14 protein-coding genes are annotated in these 16,632 nt (G+C 65.1%); 10 read left to right on the forward strand and 4 right to left on the reverse strand.

Going from position 1 to position 16,632, the window contains the following annotated elements; all coding sequences use genetic code 11:
* Positions 1-393: 393 nt before the first annotated feature.
* From UA74_RS16350 to UA74_RS31910, 3 genes are all read left to right on the forward strand, one after another.
* The gene (locus tag UA74_RS16350; protein WP_075764786.1) at positions 394-1,392 is read left to right on the forward strand and encodes a site-specific integrase; all 999 of its coding nucleotides are present in this window, start codon (positions 394-396) and stop codon (positions 1,390-1,392) included.
* Positions 1,393-1,931: 539 nt separating this feature from the next.
* Complete coding sequence (locus UA74_RS32915) at positions 1,932-2,174, forward strand: DDE-type integrase/transposase/recombinase (RefSeq protein WP_075764788.1); 243 nt, start codon at positions 1,932-1,934, stop codon at positions 2,172-2,174.
* Between the two features lie 242 nt (positions 2,175-2,416).
* The gene (locus UA74_RS31910) at positions 2,417-2,752 is read left to right on the forward strand and encodes a hypothetical protein (protein WP_157442253.1); all 336 of its coding nucleotides are present in this window, start codon (positions 2,417-2,419) and stop codon (positions 2,750-2,752) included.
* Between the two features lie 129 nt (positions 2,753-2,881).
* Here UA74_RS31910 and UA74_RS34285 read toward each other — a convergent pair whose 3' ends face one another.
* Positions 2,882-3,295 (reverse strand): helix-turn-helix domain-containing protein, encoded by a 414-nt coding sequence (locus tag UA74_RS34285; protein WP_198042734.1) that lies wholly within the window; start codon positions 3,293-3,295, stop codon positions 2,882-2,884.
* Between the two features lie 199 nt (positions 3,296-3,494).
* On the opposite strand from UA74_RS34285, the gene UA74_RS31915 reads away from it, so the two are divergent.
* Both UA74_RS31915 and UA74_RS16365 read left to right on the forward strand, forming a co-directional pair.
* Positions 3,495-3,665, forward strand: coding sequence for a hypothetical protein (locus tag UA74_RS31915; protein WP_157442255.1), 171 nt, complete (start codon positions 3,495-3,497; stop codon positions 3,663-3,665).
* A gap of 51 nt (positions 3,666-3,716) precedes the next feature.
* Entirely contained in the window at positions 3,717-3,920 is a 204-nt protein-coding gene (locus UA74_RS16365; RefSeq protein ID WP_075764792.1) for a hypothetical protein, read from the forward strand.
* A 188-nt stretch (positions 3,921-4,108) separates the two neighbouring features.
* On the opposite strand, the gene UA74_RS16370 is transcribed toward UA74_RS16365, so the two are convergent.
* Positions 4,109-5,185 (reverse strand): AbiJ-related protein, encoded by a 1,077-nt coding sequence (locus UA74_RS16370; RefSeq protein WP_157442256.1) that lies wholly within the window; start codon positions 5,183-5,185, stop codon positions 4,109-4,111.
* On the reverse strand, positions 5,175-5,489 hold the full coding sequence (locus UA74_RS31920; protein ID WP_157442257.1) for a hypothetical protein: 315 nt from the start codon (positions 5,487-5,489) through the stop codon (positions 5,175-5,177). The genes UA74_RS16370 and UA74_RS31920 overlap by 11 nt, the downstream gene beginning before the upstream one ends.
* A gap of 65 nt (positions 5,490-5,554) precedes the next feature.
* On the opposite strand from UA74_RS31920, the gene UA74_RS30865 reads away from it, so the two are divergent.
* On the forward strand, positions 5,555-6,466 hold the full coding sequence (locus UA74_RS30865) for a hypothetical protein (RefSeq protein ID WP_157442258.1): 912 nt from the start codon (positions 5,555-5,557) through the stop codon (positions 6,464-6,466).
* Here the strand turns inward: UA74_RS30865 and UA74_RS16380 are convergent, their stop codons facing one another.
* Entirely contained in the window at positions 6,467-7,180 is a 714-nt protein-coding gene (locus UA74_RS16380; RefSeq protein ID WP_075764794.1) for a recombinase family protein, read from the reverse strand.
* A 323-nt stretch (positions 7,181-7,503) separates the two neighbouring features.
* Between UA74_RS16380 and UA74_RS16385 the strand changes: the two genes are divergently transcribed.
* From UA74_RS16385 to UA74_RS16400, 4 genes are read left to right on the forward strand one after another with little or no spacing between them, the layout of a single operon-like run.
* Positions 7,504-8,985, forward strand: a complete 1,482-nt coding sequence (locus tag UA74_RS16385) for a TIGR02677 family protein (RefSeq protein WP_257787520.1) — start codon at positions 7,504-7,506, stop codon at positions 8,983-8,985.
* Positions 8,985-10,097, forward strand: coding sequence for a TIGR02678 family protein (locus UA74_RS16390; protein WP_075764798.1), 1,113 nt, complete (start codon positions 8,985-8,987; stop codon positions 10,095-10,097). The genes UA74_RS16385 and UA74_RS16390 overlap by 1 nt, the downstream gene beginning before the upstream one ends.
* Positions 10,094-14,980, forward strand: a complete 4,887-nt coding sequence (locus tag UA74_RS16395; protein ID WP_075764800.1) for an SbcC/MukB-like Walker B domain-containing protein — start codon at positions 10,094-10,096, stop codon at positions 14,978-14,980. Before UA74_RS16390 ends, UA74_RS16395 begins: the two co-directional genes overlap by 4 nt.
* The gene (locus UA74_RS16400; protein WP_198042737.1) at positions 14,977-16,245 is read left to right on the forward strand and encodes a Wadjet anti-phage system protein JetD domain-containing protein; all 1,269 of its coding nucleotides are present in this window, start codon (positions 14,977-14,979) and stop codon (positions 16,243-16,245) included. The genes UA74_RS16395 and UA74_RS16400 overlap by 4 nt, the downstream gene beginning before the upstream one ends.
* Positions 16,246-16,632 lie beyond the last annotated feature (387 nt).

Here is a 16,632-nt window from a genome sequence, read left to right on the forward strand (position 1 = left end):
GGGAGAGACGCCGGGCCTGCCGATCGCTCAGTTGAGCACACCCACACGAGACGATTCGGTCTATCACGTCGTCACGACGATCGACGGCCGAGGAAGGCTCGCGGATAGATCACCTCTGCGGCTTCTAGCCTGGTGGCCGAACTGCCCGGTCACGATCAGGGTGGTCCATGGTCGTCTCATCGTCATCACCCCATCTCCCGGGCAAGGCACCATCACACGCCAAGGACACCTGCGGCTACCAGCGGCCATCCGGCACACGTGTCGTCTTCAACCCGGCGACCGGCTCCTCGTCGCCGCATGCCCGGACCGCAACCTTCTGGCCATCTACCCAACTCCCACACTGAATGCCCTCCTGCTGACCTATCACCAGTCAGAACACAACGAGGTCAGCTGATGAAGGACGACGACCTCGAGGCAGCGCGCCTCCTACTCACTCGCCTGGGCATTCACCCCCAACAACTCCTGAAAACCCCAACGACAGCCGCCGTTCCCACCATCGGTGACTACATCGACCGCGTCTCCCACGCCGTCCCCGTGGGGACACGCCGTGTCTACGACACGTACTGGCGGCGCATCGCGGAAGCCTGGGGTGATCGACGCATCGACGAGCTCACCCCGATGGACATCAAACAGTTCGCCGAACAGGTCAAGCTGCAGGTCGTCGTCCGACGAAACTCCCGAGGCGGACGAAGCGCAGCCGAACATCTCATCGCCGCCCTCCGGTGTCTCTACCGACATGCCGTCGCCGACGGACTGATCTCCGAGAACCACAACCCAGCCACCCGCGTAGCCAAACCCAGACGACTGGCCACCACCCGACGCGCACTGCCCGACCGAGCACTCACCGAGATCAACGAGGTAGCAGGCACCACCGGAAGTGACCCCGAACTCGACCTCCTCCTGCTACGCCTACACACCGAGACAGCCTGCCGCCGCGGCGGCGCACTGCAACTCCGCGCCACCCATCTAGACACAGAGCAATGCCTCATCCGCCTATACGAGAAAGGCGAGACTGTCCGCTGGCAGCCGGTCTCCCCCACCTTGATGCGGCATCTCGTCGCCCACGGCGAAGAACGAGGCCTCAGGGGTGAGCATCTTCTCCGGTACCGCAACGGACAACCACTCACGGCACGCCGCTACGACCACCTCTGGCAACGTCTCGGGAAACACCTGCCCTGGGTCGCGACCCAACAGATCAGCACCCACTGGCTCCGACACACCACCCTCACCTGGGTCGAACGCAACTTCGGCTACGCCGTCGCCCGCGCCTACGCCGGACACAACGGCAAGAGCGACGCCGGGACCACCTCCACCTATGTCCGGGCCGACCTCCACGAGGTCGCGGAAGCCTTGGCCGCGCTGACTGGTGAGGCGCATCCGCTCAGCCGCTGAAGTCCGGCAGATCTATCGGAAGCTGGTTGCTGACGTCGGGTTCGGCACACGAACCCGCCACCACTCGGGATCGACGTCGCGATAGGGCAGCAGCCTCACCAGCGTCAATAACCGCCGCAACTCACGCATCCGGCGGGCGGCAGCCTGCCGGGAGAGATACCCAGCGCCTCGCCGATGTCCTCCAATCTCGCACCGAACGGGGACGCCCGACGGGCACTGAGGATCTCCTCGTCGACAGTCGGTTCACGTGTGGCGGCGCCGGTTCGAGAAAGAGGGGACACCGGACCTGGCAGACCGGTCGCGGCGACCGCGCACGAGCACAACTCGGACCCCGTCCGAGGTGGAGACGAGGATCTGCCGGGTACGTCGGGAGCATCCGTGGTGGTGTCCGGCGGATCAGCCACAAACTCGGCGAGCGCGGGGGTTTCGCAGGCTCGTCGCGGGTGACGGGGCACTGAGTCCTGGCGCGCAACGGGCTGATCAACCAAGAGGAACAACGGCACAAGCGAAAGTACGAGCGGTGGCAGCGCGCCGAGCCGATGCACCTGTGGCAGATGGACATCGTCGGCGGGGTGCCCTTGGCCGACGGCCGCAGCTGCAAACTCGTCACCGGCGTCGACGATCACTCCCGGTTCGCGATGGTCGCGACCGTGGTGACGACGGCATCGGGCCGGGCGGTATGCAGGGCGTTCACCGCAGCGATGCGCCGCTACGGCGTGCCATCGGAAGTATTGACGGATAAAGGGAAGCAGTTGTGTCAAACGGGCCCCCAGACGACTTGACGCTGATGTCGTTCATAGCTGTTCGACCTCGACAGAGGAGCTGAACCGCACCACGCAGATGGAAAGCACGTTCATCACGTGAACCTCTGGCAGAGGGGGTCGGTGCCTGCTACTTCGTCTCAGTGACGACACTCCGGTGGTCTGCCGCGCGATGGCGTCGGCGATCACAGCGGAGCGGTCGGCCGAGCCGTCCTTGCGGCATGCGGCGAAGGTCTTCGTCGCGGAGAAGCAGGCTGCTCCGTATGAGCGGCCAGTTCAGCGGCGGTCGCGTCGAGATCCGGCGCGAAAGGCATTGCGAGCCCAAGTGCCCGTGGCCGGACGACGAGGTGAAACGCCTTCGCCTGATGCCATGCTTCTCCTCAATGATCCCGACTGCGTCAACATCGTTACGGGCGCCGTCGCGATATCGGCTCGCCAACAAACTTCCCGGGTCTGTTAGCTGCAGCACAGGAGCGGCGTCGCTTTTCGCGATGCTCGCGCCGATCGCGTCGAACCACGGCTCGCCAACGGCGGCGAGCCGCACGCTTCTCGGCCCGGTACTGCCAGAAGGCGACCCACCACGCAACGCGCTCGTCTGAGCGCTCCGGAAACACGCGGCTGATGATCCGAAAGATCATCAAGCAGGCAGCTGACGCCGCCATAGTTGCAAACGCGAATACAATGACCCAGCTCGACGTCCCGGGTGGAAGGGTGACCACTCGCGACTCCTAACCTCGCAGTCTGCCCGTGAAGGGCCTTCTGCTAGTAGGGAGCGGGGCCGTGGCCTGGTTAGCGGTGGTTGCAGTGAAACGTCTGCTACAGGGCAGCGCAAAACCGGCCAACGTTGTGGCTCTTAGAGAGTATGCCACGGAGCCTTGCTGTACTGCTTCATCTGGGTGAGTCCTCCTGCCCCACGGATGCTCCCGACGTACCCGGCAGATCCTCGTCTCCACCTCGGACGGGGTCCGACTCGTGCGCGGTCGCCGCGACCGGTCTGCCAGGTCCGGTGTCCCCTCTTTCTCGAACCGGCGCCGCCACACGTGAACCGACTGTCGCGAAACACCCCGGAACAGACCGCCACCTCGTCGATCGGCGAGCCGCCCAGCACCTCCCGCGGCGTTCACCTCGATCGGCGTCCACATGGTCCTCACGGCACCGCAAGCACCGCGGATGAACGCGTTCGCCGAACGCTGGATCTGGCCGAGAAGCAGACCCAGCTCGAAGAGATGCGCAGCCGCCAACACCAGCTGAAGACCTGGATCCAGGAGCTCGGGCCCGTCCTGGACAGCTTGAACGTGTTCCGGCAGATCGTGCGACGGTTCAAGCTTCCCTGGCCGCCGGATGTGCCCGCTCGACCCGAAGACCTCCACCCGCTGGTCGACGAACAGGACTTCGACCAGCGCGCGGCGGCTTCCGAACCGCTGTCTCGGTCCCTACACCCTCGCCCTGCTCCTCTACGCGCTGGAGAACCCGAGTCACTGCCATCTGCCCACACTGCTGATCCTGGACTAGCCGCAGAAGAACTTCGGCCAGAACACACACGACCAGGACCTCGCGAACCGGATGTACGAGTGGATCACCATCTACCTCGACTATCACCGGCAAGAGGTGGGAGGCCCCTTCGAACACATCCAACTGATCATCGTGGACAACGACATCCCCAGCAAGACACGATCGAAAGTCACTAAGATCATCACCTTCGGTGCGGACACCGGATTCCTTCGCGACCTCCACCATCCTCACGGCCGACCCCTGACCGCCGAATAACTCGACCTCGATGACCTCGAGGACGAGACCGAGACGACAGACGAACTGGCCTGATAAAGCGCCCGCGACGGCCCAGTCGACCTGCCTCATGCTCGACGATTGCATCGCCGAGAATGAGATCAATTCTGCTGCTGGCCATGGATCTGGTACGTGGTCTTCCACCCCAGCGAACGCTCGTGGTCAACGCGCTAGGCAGTCGACAGGCCGGTCGTGCGGTAAAGGTCACGGAAGAACGCCTCGACGACGATGCCCGCTTGCTCCTCGTCGGCGAGTTCGGCGGCGCCGAACCGATAGACGTCATAACCGCTGAGCTTGAGTTCACGGTCACCGCGCATAGTCCTGGCGTAGACGTCCGGGGCCGCTCGCTCCTTGGTGGCGTAGTGGTGCTTGCCGTCGACCTCTAGCACCACCCGCCGCCCGTAGGGCAGCAGGAGCAGGAAGTCCATCCGAAACCTCAGCAAGGCATCCTTGCCCCGCGCCTTCGCGGTCTGGGGATCCCAGTGCAGCCAGACCTCCGGCAGCAAGGCCGGAAGATCCTGCACCTGGGAGCCGTGGACGCGGTGGTACTGCTCGAACAGGTGGCGCTGCGGAGGCGAGTTATGCGGCAGGCAGGCTGTGAGCCTGTTGTACAGGTCCCACTTGGCTTCGTTGTCGCTGTCCAGGCCGCGCGTCTCCCGCCACCATGCCTGGAGGTCGCGCCACCGCAGCCCATCGCTGCCGATGGGTCGGTCGTAGACCAGGACGTCGTCAGGGTCTCCGAGGATCTCGACGTCGTTGTCGACCGCGTCGCGGAACCGCAGGTCGGGCTTCTTACCGATGGAGGCGAAGATCAGGTTCTTCGGGCGGCCGCGGTGCGAGCCGACGGAGACCACGCTGAACACCGGGTAACCGTCGCGCGCACCGGTCTCCCGCAGTTCGACCCCGGCCTGGCGCAAGTGTGGGTTGACCGCCTCGACGAACGCTCGCTGTGCCCGCTCGTCGCAGCTGAGGTCACCCGACGCCAGCCGCTCCAGGAAGACCCCGAACCGGGCGTCGAGGGCCTTGAAGGCGCCGAGTTCCTCGAACAGCTCCTCGGTCGACCAGTCCCCGGGATTGCGGAAGACGTGCCGGTCGATGCGCGCACGCAGGTTGCGCTCACCGTCGCCGAAGACCGCATCAAGCGGGTCGTCGTCCAGGATCCACAAATCGTCCAGGACCTGGGTGAACCGGTCGGAGTGGTGGACGATGTTAGGAAGGTCCAGGGCACGGGCCAACTCACGCCGCACCCGCGCCGGAATAGAGGCATATGCCCTCAGGCCCCCACAGCTCGTCCTCGACGCCGATGCGCTCCTTGACAGGCAGCGAGCCGGTGGCCATTACCCTCCGCGCGACCTCCACCAGAGCCGAGTCCGGCACGGCCACGAAGCTGGCCAAGGCCCGCCGGTACTTCGTCCCTTCCGATGGAGGCGTCGGCAGGCCGAGAGCGTCACAGTCAGCGGCCAACTTGGCATGGGTGGCCGACTCACTCAGGCGTCGCGGCAGGAAGTCGAGAGCTTTACGCAAGGTCGTCAGGTCTGTGGAACCGGCCATCGGCCGATGATGCCAGACCGACATCCCGATCCCAGACAGCCGATGACACTCGACCGCTCTGGTATATGAAACAGCCTCCAGGAGCCCGTCCCTTTGATTGGCCTACCGTAGTCAACATGAGCGAACCGCATGCCGGATTCCCGACAGGATTCGACCACCGGTTCCTCGGCCTGCTCGCCGGGACCGACAAGGCGTTCTTCGGCTTGGACGTGCTGCGCGGTCTGGTCGACGGCATCAACGACCACCGCCGCGAGCACGACACCGACAAGCCCTTCCGCACGCTGGGTCCGGCGCTGCTGGGCGCGTTCCTGTGGCTGGACGACAACGAGTTGATCCAGTCCATTGCCAACTACTCCGCGGCCTGCGTCGTGGTCAGCAAGCAGCAGGCAGCCACCGGTAAACGGAGCGACAAGCAGCGGAGGACCTTCGACAAGCTGCGCGCGGTCTGCGACAACGGTAATGGCTTCCCCACCCGCGCATGTCCCGAACTGACCGACCTGGCCCCAGGACACAACGGCCGTCCAGTAGTCGTCGGTCCTCATGACGCTCCGTTCGAGATCGACGTACCCGTCTTCCGGTCCATCGGACCCCGCCGCGTCGGCAACCACCTAGTGCCCATCCTGCACACCAAAATGGTGCTGCTGGGCCACCTGTGGTGGCACGACGAAGGCGCCGACGGCCACGTCGAGGACGTCATCGGCTTCACCCCGCAGAAGCTGTGGCTGGCCAGCGCCAACGGCACCACCAGCTCCCGCCGCAACCTCGAATTCGGCCTCTGGCTCACCGACCCAGATCTGCTCGAAGCAACCCGCGCCTTCCTGACCTGCGTCATCCGACACTCCGAAGACATCGACCCGTCAAGTGATTTGTTCGACCCGGAGTTCGACTCTGTCGAGTTCGACGACGAAGCGATGGCCGAGGCAGCGGCCGAGTTGGCCGGAGACGACCTTGCTGATCACGATTACCGCTACCCGTGATTAGCGTCGTAGGCCACTTTGATCGAATGTGTCGACGTGGCTGGTTGACATGACAACGCCGGAGGCTCTGCGTCCTCGGGCGGGTCCCTGGCCGCTGGAGGCAGTTCGCCAGGCCGTACTCGGTGGAGAACCTGCACCGGTAGTACAGCGCTCCCTTGCTCGCTGGCCCGCATCTGCCGTCCACACAGCCCGCAGCACAGCAAGCCGCGCAGTACGTACAAGCGCGGGTGCGGTGTCGTTCGCGGGTGTCGCGGTCCACTCCTTGGCGGCCATCACGTGCTGGCGCGCTCGACGTGCCGGTGTCGTCAACGGTTCGTGCACGACGGTGTCGACCAGACCCTTGCCGGGGTCGTTTCGGCGAATCTTGCTCACATGCCCCAGTGCCACGTCATCGACGTCGACGAGGGCCTCGTCCTTGCGCTGCTTATTCCATACCTGCCGCCCGGTGTAGCGGGAGTTGGCCAGGATGGTGCGGATCGCGCCCTTGAACCATGCGATACCCGAGCGGTGCGGGTTCCGCGACCGGTTGTGGGCCGAGGGCGAGGCGATGTCGTCGCGGGTGAGCGCTTCAGCGATCGCGAAGATTCCCCATCCGGCCACGTACTCGGTGAAGATCCTGCGCACGACCGGTGCCGCCAACGGGTCCGGCTCCAGCCGGTGCAGGAGTTTCCCGTCAGCGGCCTTGGCCGATCCCGGATGCGGCCTGGCGTACACCAGCCGTAGCCGAAGAGCGGGCACCCTCCAAGGAAGCTTCCCTCCACACTCGCCCGAGCGGCCAACGCGGAGCGACCCAGGATCTTGTTCCGGTTCCACTCCCTTTGCTCATGCCATCGAACCGACAGATCAACTGGACTGAACTGAAGTTCAGTTCGCTTGGTACAAATGAGTGACGTTTCTAGAATTTCTATGCTAAGTCGCGTCGAACGGCGGATTCACTCTCGTACTGCTGCTTGCATGTACACCAGTGCACACATGCAACGACAGAAAGGGAGCACGTGCGAAGGGGATCGGGCGACCGCCAGCCGCTGTTCGCTTACGTGACGGGTGACGAGGCACCCGTGTACCGCGCGATCGTCGACGTGCTCTTCGACGGTGCCGCCGAGTACCGTTCGGACCTGACCATAACCGTGATCGAGGACGCGCTCAAGTGCTCAGATCCGCCGGTAGTCATAGAGCCGAAGGTGCTGACGGACCGGCTGACACAACTTCACATCTGGGGCAACGTCGACCGCGACCGGGACGAGAGCTGGGCCCCTGACCTGCGATCCTACGAACTCCGAGCCTTTGTCTATAATCTCAGCTCGAAAGGAGAGGCCGCGCACGAGGCGGTGCTCGGGCTTGAGGAGACGCTACTCAGGACGATTGGTCTGCAGCGCGTGGCCCTGCTTCACATCGGATCCGTACTCGGGGAGCTCGTGGACCAGATCGCTCTGGACACGCCGGATGGAGACACTGTTCACAACCTTGCCGTGGAATTGCATCGAACGTTTAAGACGCTCACTGGGAACACGGGGCGTTTCCTCCAGCGGGTGAACCACATCCTCAACGCTCCCGCTGTGGAAATCGACGAGTATCTGCTCTTCAAAGTGGACACGATCCACTACCTCGTCGAGTTCACCGACCACCTCGAGAAGGTGTCGGACGACGTGGTGCTCCTGTTCTCGCGGATCGACGAGATGCCAGAGAAGTACGCGGCAGCACTGGAAGCAGGAGCGAAGGCGTCCGGCGAGCGGATCATCGACCAAGCTGGCTCCTCGATGTCCTGGACCGAAGAAGCAGTGCTGCGCATCGACGGAGTGCGGCACTGGTTCGTTCCCGTCGACGGCACGCCGACCGGCGGACAGAGACTGCACCGCATGGTGCGGCGCGCGGTGCTGGGCATCGGTCCGCTGTTGGACCGCGTACGCGACGCACGTCTCGCCGGATCCGGTCGCGCTTCCGAACTGCTGTCGCTGGCCCGCAAGTTCACGACCGCGCCGAACGACGAGGCAGCGCACGCATTGTGGCACAACGAGTTCGGTCTCGCTGGCGCCCGACACTTCTACGACGAGGCACCTCAGGACGGCGGTCCGATCATCGGGGACTGGTGGAACGCCCCGGCAGCCCGTCACACGATTAAGCTGCGTGCAATCTCCGCCAACGACCAGACAGGCCGGGCGCGGAGGACGCCGAACCACGGGGCCACGAAGCGATTCCTCGCGGAACTCGCCCGCAAACGGCTCGCAGAGCACGAGAACGCACATCTAGCTCTCGTGCGGCTGGGCCGCACGAAACTCTCCAACATCCGGCGACTCGCTAATCACGCCACGTTGGAACTGCTCGCGCAACTAATCGCGCAGGTCCAGCAGGCACCACACGACCCGGTCCGAGGCCGGAGAACCGCATTGAGCATGGACGGCCGGTTGAATATCACGTTGGCGGATCCGATCGCTGGCTCCGCGGCGCGGATCTCGTCACCCAGCGGTCACTGGACGCTGCCCGACTACCAGATCCACGTTCGCTGGACCGAGGAGAGCTGATGGTCTCAGGAGTTTCCGCCGAACATGATGCCGCAGAGCGAGCACGGACGATTCGAGCGCTACTCCACACTCCGGTGCTAAGCCGTGCCACTGACGTGTTCCGCCTCGTGTGCGACCACGATGTCTGGCTCCGGAGGTGGTTTCACGAGACCTGCGGCTGGCGACTCGTCGTCGAGGGAAGAAGGGGCTTCGCTCGTCTGCACAAGGTCCCGGACGTGGACTCACCCGCACGACCACCGCTGCGGACACTTCGCACGGACGCGAAGCCGTTCGACCGCAGGCGGTACGCGCTGTTCTGTGTAACCGCCGCCGCTCTGAGCCAGTTCTCCCGCAGGCAGGTTTCGTTGCAGGACCTCTCCGGTCGCATCGTGGACATCACCGGTACTGAGGACGACTTGACTCAGTACAACGCGTCAGACAAACGTGAACGCCTCGCGCTGGTCGACGTTCTGGCAATGCTTGCCGAGCTCGGCATGATCACCACCGTCGAGCGACGCGATGACTACGAACACAACGAACACGCGAACGCTCTCTACACCATCGACGACCGCCGCCTCGCCCAGCTCGTCCTGCCACCCGATCTCGACGCGGAGGAGAGCGTCCGGCACGGTGTGATGCGCAGGCTCTTGGACGACCCCGTCCTGCACGTCGACGAGGTCGACACCGAACAGCTCGACGTTCTCAACAACTCCACCGGCTGGATCCGCCGCCGATTGCTGGACGCGGGTCTACTGCTCGAACGCCGTGCCAGTGGCTGGTGCGCCATCGATCCGACGACTGAGTCGACAGACATGCGCTTCCCCCAAACCAACGCCATCACAGACCAGGCCGCGCTTTTAACGGTCAGCAGGCTCGGCGAGCAGTCGGACGCAGTCGGAACTTGGTTGCCTCGCATGCGTCTTCGGCAAGTGCTGACCGACGTCATGACCGAGTTCCCGCACTGGGCCAAGGGACATCGAGGCGAGGGAGGCCTCGACAGACTCACCGACGAGGTGCTGGACCTCCTGAAAGCCTTCGACCTGATCCGTCTCGACGAGCTCGGCTTCCAGCTCACACCCGTCGCGGGCCGCTTCCGCGACGTCGTCGTCACCACCACCGGAGAGAAGCGATGACCACCACGGCTCCCGCGGAGTTGCTCTACAGCCCTGCCCGCCCGTCGCGGCGACGTTGGGAACCGGTGCGCGCCGGTATCACCGGTCTCTTCCACTACGACGAACAGATCTTCACCTTCCACCGCGGACGGCTGCTGCTTCGCGGTAACAATGGGTCCGGCAAGTCGATGGCGCTAGAGGTGCTGCTTCCCTACGTGCTGGACGCCGACCTCGCGCCGGAACGACTGTCGACCTTCGGCGTCCGCGACCGCGGCATGTTCTTGTGGTTGCTCGGTCACGACCCGGATGAGGGCCGCGCCAGCGCACGTGGCTACGTGTGGGTCGAGTTCGGCAGGATCACCGACAACGGTGATGAGTTTTACACAGTCGGCGCCGGACTGCATGGTGCCCGTGCGAGCAAACGCGTGACCGCCTGGTACTTCACCACGGCAGGCCGGGTGGGTCACCAGTTCGAGCTCGGCGTCGCGGGCACGGAGCCCAAGAGCTCGAACCAGCTCGCTGCCGCGTTGGCCGATCTCAATGCCGCAGGTGTGATCGGCCGTGTCCACCCGACGCCGGACGCCCATCGCCAGGAGGTCAACCGGGTCCTCTTCGGACTCGACGATCGCCAGTTCGAGGCGCTCCGCAAGACGTTGCTGCATCTGCGCAAGCCCAAGCTGTCGGACAAGCTCTCCGAGACCAAGCTGGACGAGGTCCTTCGCGACTCGTTGCCGTCGGTGAATCAGGCGATCATCGACGAGCTGGCGGACGGCTTCGAGCGGTTGGACAGGCACCGCGAGATTATCGCCGAGCTCACCGCAGCCCACGCGGCGCTGGCTGAGATCAGCACCGCGTACACCGACTTCCTCAACCTGCTGGTCGGCCGCCGGGCGGCCGATGTCGTCGATGCGGTCCAGGAGGCCGACAAGACCGGGAAGCTCGCGGCCAAGGCTGCAGAAGACTGCGCGAACGCCGAGAGTTCCCTGGCGCAAACGCAAAAGCAGACGGAGAAAGTGCGATCCGAGATACGGTCGCTCGGCATCGAGATCGAGTCGATTAGGATGCTCGACCTCTACAAGGAGGGTGCCGAGCTGACGCCCCTGCGGGAGAAGGCCGCTGCGTTGACCTCGTTGGCGAAAGCAAGCCGCGACCAGGCCGCAGAACTTCAGCACGCGGCAGCACGGTCGCGAGAAGCGGCAATCTCGGCAGCTGCCGATGCCAACACCGCTGCTCTCACGCGAGACGAGCGAGCAGCGAGAGCCGATTCCATTGCCTCTCTCTTGCCGCACGCCGCGCTGTCAACGCTGGCAGCAACGCTGGTCAGGCACCTCGACGGGTCCTCCGAGGACAGTTTCGCTGCACTGGCAGAGCTGCGCGACACGGTGCGCGCTCGGATTGAGGAGCTGGACCGCCTACGTGACCTGGTCAGCCGATCGCACAAGGCGCTCCAGCTGGCCCGCGTGGCCGCCGAGGCTACGACCAAGGCGAAGTACCGCGTGGTCGACGCCGAAAAGGATGCCGAGGACGCCCGAACCGTCAGGAGCGAAGAGCTCTCAAACTACCTCGCCGCAGTGACCGAGTGGATCGCCGGCAGCACTCAGCTCGTGCTCGGCTCGACGCCACCGGAGACGTGGCCGTCCGAGTTCCCCGAACGTGCGGTCAGGCGGTGGTCCGATGGTGCGGCTCAGACTCGCCGCACCGCCCTGGCGGCTGAGGCTCGCGCGTTGGAGTCGATTCTGTCTGCCGTGACCCCGCTCGTACGGCAAGCGGCAGACCTGTCAACCCGAGGTCAGGCGCTCGGACTGTCGCTATCGACGGTGTGGACGAAGGCCAGCCTCGTGCGAGATGCGCGAATCGACTTCGCGGAGAGGGTGAGCACCTGGTTCATCAACCTCGTCGAACTGACCCGCACAGCGGAGGTACCGGAGGTCCTCCGCGTGCCCGCACCACGCGAGCTCCACCGCGACGATGTGGTCGAGTGGGCATCAAAAGCCGCAACCGTGCGCCTGATCGCACTCGAACGCGAGGCGACCGTGATCAAGAGCGAGCTGGCTTCGTTGCAGGAGGTTCTGACTCAGAAGCAGGGTGAACACAGTCGCCTGGAGTCGGGAGGCTTGCCACGGCTGCCAGTTCCCGCCGAGCGGCTTGCCGATCGCGAAGGCCGCGTGGGCTCGCCGCTGTTCCTCCTCGTGGACTTCGTGCCCGGACTGGACCAGGGCGATCACCAGCGGGCCATGCTGGAGGCTGCGCTGGTGGGTTCCGAACTCGCTGACGCGTGGGTGTTCCCGGACGGCACGATCGCAGCGGGCCCGGATGGCGAACCCCTTCTCGACGTCCAGATCAGCACTCAGCAGCCAGCTGTGCGCGCTCCCCTGTCGGCCGCGTTGTGCCCGGACCCAGCCTTGCCCCCGGACGGGCCAGTCTCCGCGGAGGTGGTGCGTGCCATGCTCGCCAGGATCGGTCTCGCCGACACGGCTGCCGAGACCAGTGACGGCCTCACTGTGGCGTGGGACGGCACCTGGTCCTCCGGTCCGTTGCGCGGCGCGTTTCAAAAGAACCAAGTCGAGCTCATCGGCGCGGGTAGTCGCGAAGCGATGCGCCTGCGTCTCATTGCCGACCTCGCCGTAGAGATCAGCAACCTCGAATCCGCCAGCTCCGAGCTGCAGGAGAAGCTGCGGGCCTCCCAGCGGACTGCGGCTCAGGCCGAGCTGGAACGCGGCTCGGTTCCGGCGAATCAACAGGTGCGGGCAGCAGAAAGCGAGCAGTCGCAAGCAATCAGCGACACCGCCGCCCTGCTTCGCCGCGTCATCGAAGAGACCGACGCGTTGGCCGCGGCAGCGCACCAGGTCACGTCCGCAGCGCTGAACACGTTGTCCTCCTTGGGTTTGTCACACGAGCTGCCAGGTACTCATCTGACCTTCGCCCAGATCGAGGCCGGGGTTGCCGGGACGATCACGTCGATGCTCGACGGGGTGTGGACCGACAAGCCGGATGAGCCGGACGTGACGGCTGTCCTCGCACCGGTCCAGCTCATCACGACCGCAGCCTCCGAATGGCAGAGGATCGCGGACCGTGCCGCAGAAGGGATCACTGCTGTCGGCGTGCGCTCTGGTGAGCTCGAAAGCCAAGCCGCTCGGCGGCCGTCGGAGACCGCACTGGTGACCGCCACCTTCGAAGTTGTCCTCAAGACGCGTATCGGTCAGGGCCGGGTCGCGGAGCTCAAAAACGTGCAGGAAGCCGAGGTCGCGGCCACTGACGAGCGTGACGCGGCAGCAGGCGTGGCGGAGGCCGCGCTGGAGGTCGCGGACCTGTCGGACCACCGTGATCGGCTGGACGATCTGCGTGCCGACACCGAACGGTTCAGGCCGTCCGCAGAGGACTGGATCAACGCTGCCGCCCAATGCTTGCGCCTCACCCGTGCGGCCACTATCGCGCACGAGGAGGCGGGCACGTCCGAGGTGATCGCAGCGCGCTCAGCGCAGCGTGCGGCGGACGCCGAGCAGGAAGCACTTCTCGCGCAACAGAAGTATGACAGCCTCAACGCGCATATGGGCAAGCCCCACCAGGAACTCATGCTCAGGCTCGCGGGGCTGGAGTCGAGGCACGCCCAGCAGACATCAGCACTCGAAGGTTCGGCCACACAGGAACTCGAGCGCGGCCGAGTCGCCGAACGCAGGAAGGGCGAGGCCGCGAACGCGGTCACCAAGGTCGACGAAGCGACCGCGCGGCTGAACGTGCTGACCGAGTCACTCGCCGACGTACACAGGCTCGGTCTCCTCAGGGTTCCCGGTGTTGCGGAGCAGCCCGCGCGCTTCGGCGAGGATCCGCTGCGCCCCGATCAGCTCAAGGCGGTATGCGGCTGGGCCGTCTCACTGCTGCCGAAGACGCACAAGAGTGCAGAACAACAGGACAAGGCGCAGACCCGAGCCGGGCAGGTGCGGACCAAGAAGGAGCAGGACCTAACCGGGCACGTCGTGCTGCGGGAGCGAGTGGATCGCGGGGTTTTCGCGCTCACTGCGAGCCGCAACGGGCGAGAACGTCCGCTGCACGACACGGTCGCGGTGCTGGCGCACGATCTCATCCAGACCGAGAAGCTGCTGGAAAAGGAGGAGGCAGAGCTGTTTGAGAGGTTCCTCTCGGACGAGGTCCGGCTCGAAGTGGGCCAACGCGTTCAGGCCGCAGTGGCGCTCGTCCAGCAGATGAACGGGTTGATGAGCAAGCACGCCACCTCGTCCGGCTACCTGTTCAAACTGCGCTGGGTTGCCACTGCGGAGGCCGAGATGCCGCCGGACATGATGGAACTGCTGAGGAAACCGGAAGGTCTGCTATTCCGGAGTGAGCGGGACCGGCTGTCGGCGTTTTACCGGCGTCGCATCGCCAGCACGCGCACGGCCACGACCTCAGTGCCGTGGCGGGAGCAACTTGCGGCGATGCTCGACTATCGCACGTGGCACCGGTTCGAGCTCATGACTAAGAAGAGCCCCAGCGACTGGGCAAAGCTGGACCGCCGCCGGCACGGTGCAATGTCGGGCGGAGAGAAGGCCGTGGCATTGCACCTCCCGCTGTTCGCGGCGGCCGCGACGCACTGCGAGGCGAGCAGGATCGTCGTGCACGAAAACGGCAGAACCTCCCCGGGATGTCCCAGGCTCATCCTCCTCGACGAGGTCTTCGCCGGTGTGGACGCGAAGAACCGGGGCGCGCTGTTCGACCTAGTCACCGAGCTCGACCTCGATCTCGTCGCGACGAGCGAGTCCGAGCTCGGCCTTTACCAGGAACTTGACGGCATCTCGATCTATCACTTGATCGTCGACGATGCACTCCCAGGGGTACTCGCCGCCCGCAGCGTGTGGGACGGCCGAACCAGCCACGACATGCTCGACCACGATCTGAACGAGGACCTGTGAACGAAGAATCCACTACTGTGCCCGAGGTCCTGCAAGCGCCGAGCTGGAAGTGGCTCCGTACAACCGTGCGCCAGCGCCTTGAAACAGACGGAGGCGCAGCCAACGTAGTCATCGACATCGACGCGTTGACCTCGGCTGAGTCCGAGGTGTTCCGGTGGCTCCTCAAGGTGCCAGCGTCCCGGCGGGGCTCTGTCCGGGTGCGCCTGCGCCGCCTCGATGACGAGCTGACGGCCCGAGTGACCAACGGGATCGACCTCCGGAGCACCCTCGCCCTCCTGGGCGGTCCGCTCGAAGACCGGCGGGCTAGGAAGCGGCAAGAACGCTCAGACAAGCTCGCGCGCGACGTGGGAACCTACGACGAGTTTCTGCGGCTGACAGCAGCCGAGCCCAAGCTGGAGCGGGAACACGTCGCGTTGCTCGAAACACCTCCTTCCCCCACTCTGCGGGTCCCGTCCGCATCGCGCAGTGGCACGACGTCCTGGGCTGTGTACGAGTTCGCGCTCCGCGCGGCCGTTGTCTGGCTGACAGAAGACGGCGACGGATATCGGCTGACGGCCAAAGCACTCGCGGGAAAAGCCTGGCGCGACACCAAGGCTCTTTGGACAATGCCGCGCCGATTCGCCTTCGGCAACCTGATCCGCCAGTCGTTCGACACGGCAGTCGACGAGGCCGACACCGAGCTTCGCATGCGAGGCCCGTTCACCTGGACTGCGGATGAGGACACGATCGCCGACGCTGCCACCACGACGCCGTGGATCGGTCTGCCTGCCCTCGGCCTGCGCACCCTGGGCTATCCGCACTTCAACGCACGCGGTGTCCTCCTAGTGGAGAACAGCGACGCGTTCGACAGGGTGTGCGCGATGCCGGAGATCGTCGAGTCGTGGCTGTGCGTATGGGGTGCCGGATTCGCCAGCGAGGGCCTCATCCGGTTCCTGCAGCCGCTGACCGTTCCGATCGCAGCCTGGCAGGACCTGGACGTCGACGGCATCAGGATCATCGGCGACCTCTCGGCACGACTCGGCCGGGAAGTCAGGCCCGTCGGAATGTCTGTGCAGCGGTGGGAGAACGGCATCAAGCGGAAGCAGGACGCCAGCGAGCACGCCCGCGCTCAAAGGCTCGCCAAAGGGCTCGCGACGCACGGCCCGGTTCCGTTGCGTGAGCTGGCGGCTCGCATCGCCGAGACTGGTGAGGGCTGCGAACACGAGACCTTGTATCGGCAGGTGCTGCCTAGACTCAGGCAGGAACTCGACGCGTTGGAGGAATAGGCGGCGCGGAACGCACAAAGTCGGCGTGGGACGGGGCATCGCATAGTATGATCAACTTCTTGACCAGAAGTAGTTTCGCGGCGGCGAAACCGGGTGCCACTCTAGCAGTCCAGCAAGGACTGTTTATGCTCCGAGTCCGTGGGCACTGCCAGAATCCGGACTTCCAGGCAGGCCTGCACGGATTCGTGGAGCAGGAACGTCGGCGAGCTGGCGCACATCATTTCAGCGAGCCCCGACGGGCTGCGCTGCAGAGGAGTCGCAGTTTCCGCGCCAGAATGAGCGCTGCTCAGGAACGCTCTTCTGCTGCGCTCGAGGCGCACTCGTAATCGATAAGGCCCCGCATGAGTTCCCGGCCGATGTGCTGCGGGACTGGAAGCAGCACAGCCA

This window comes from Actinoalloteichus fjordicus, from assembly GCF_001941625.1.
Classification (GTDB): Bacteria; Actinomycetota; Actinomycetes; order Mycobacteriales; family Pseudonocardiaceae; genus Actinoalloteichus_A; species Actinoalloteichus_A fjordicus.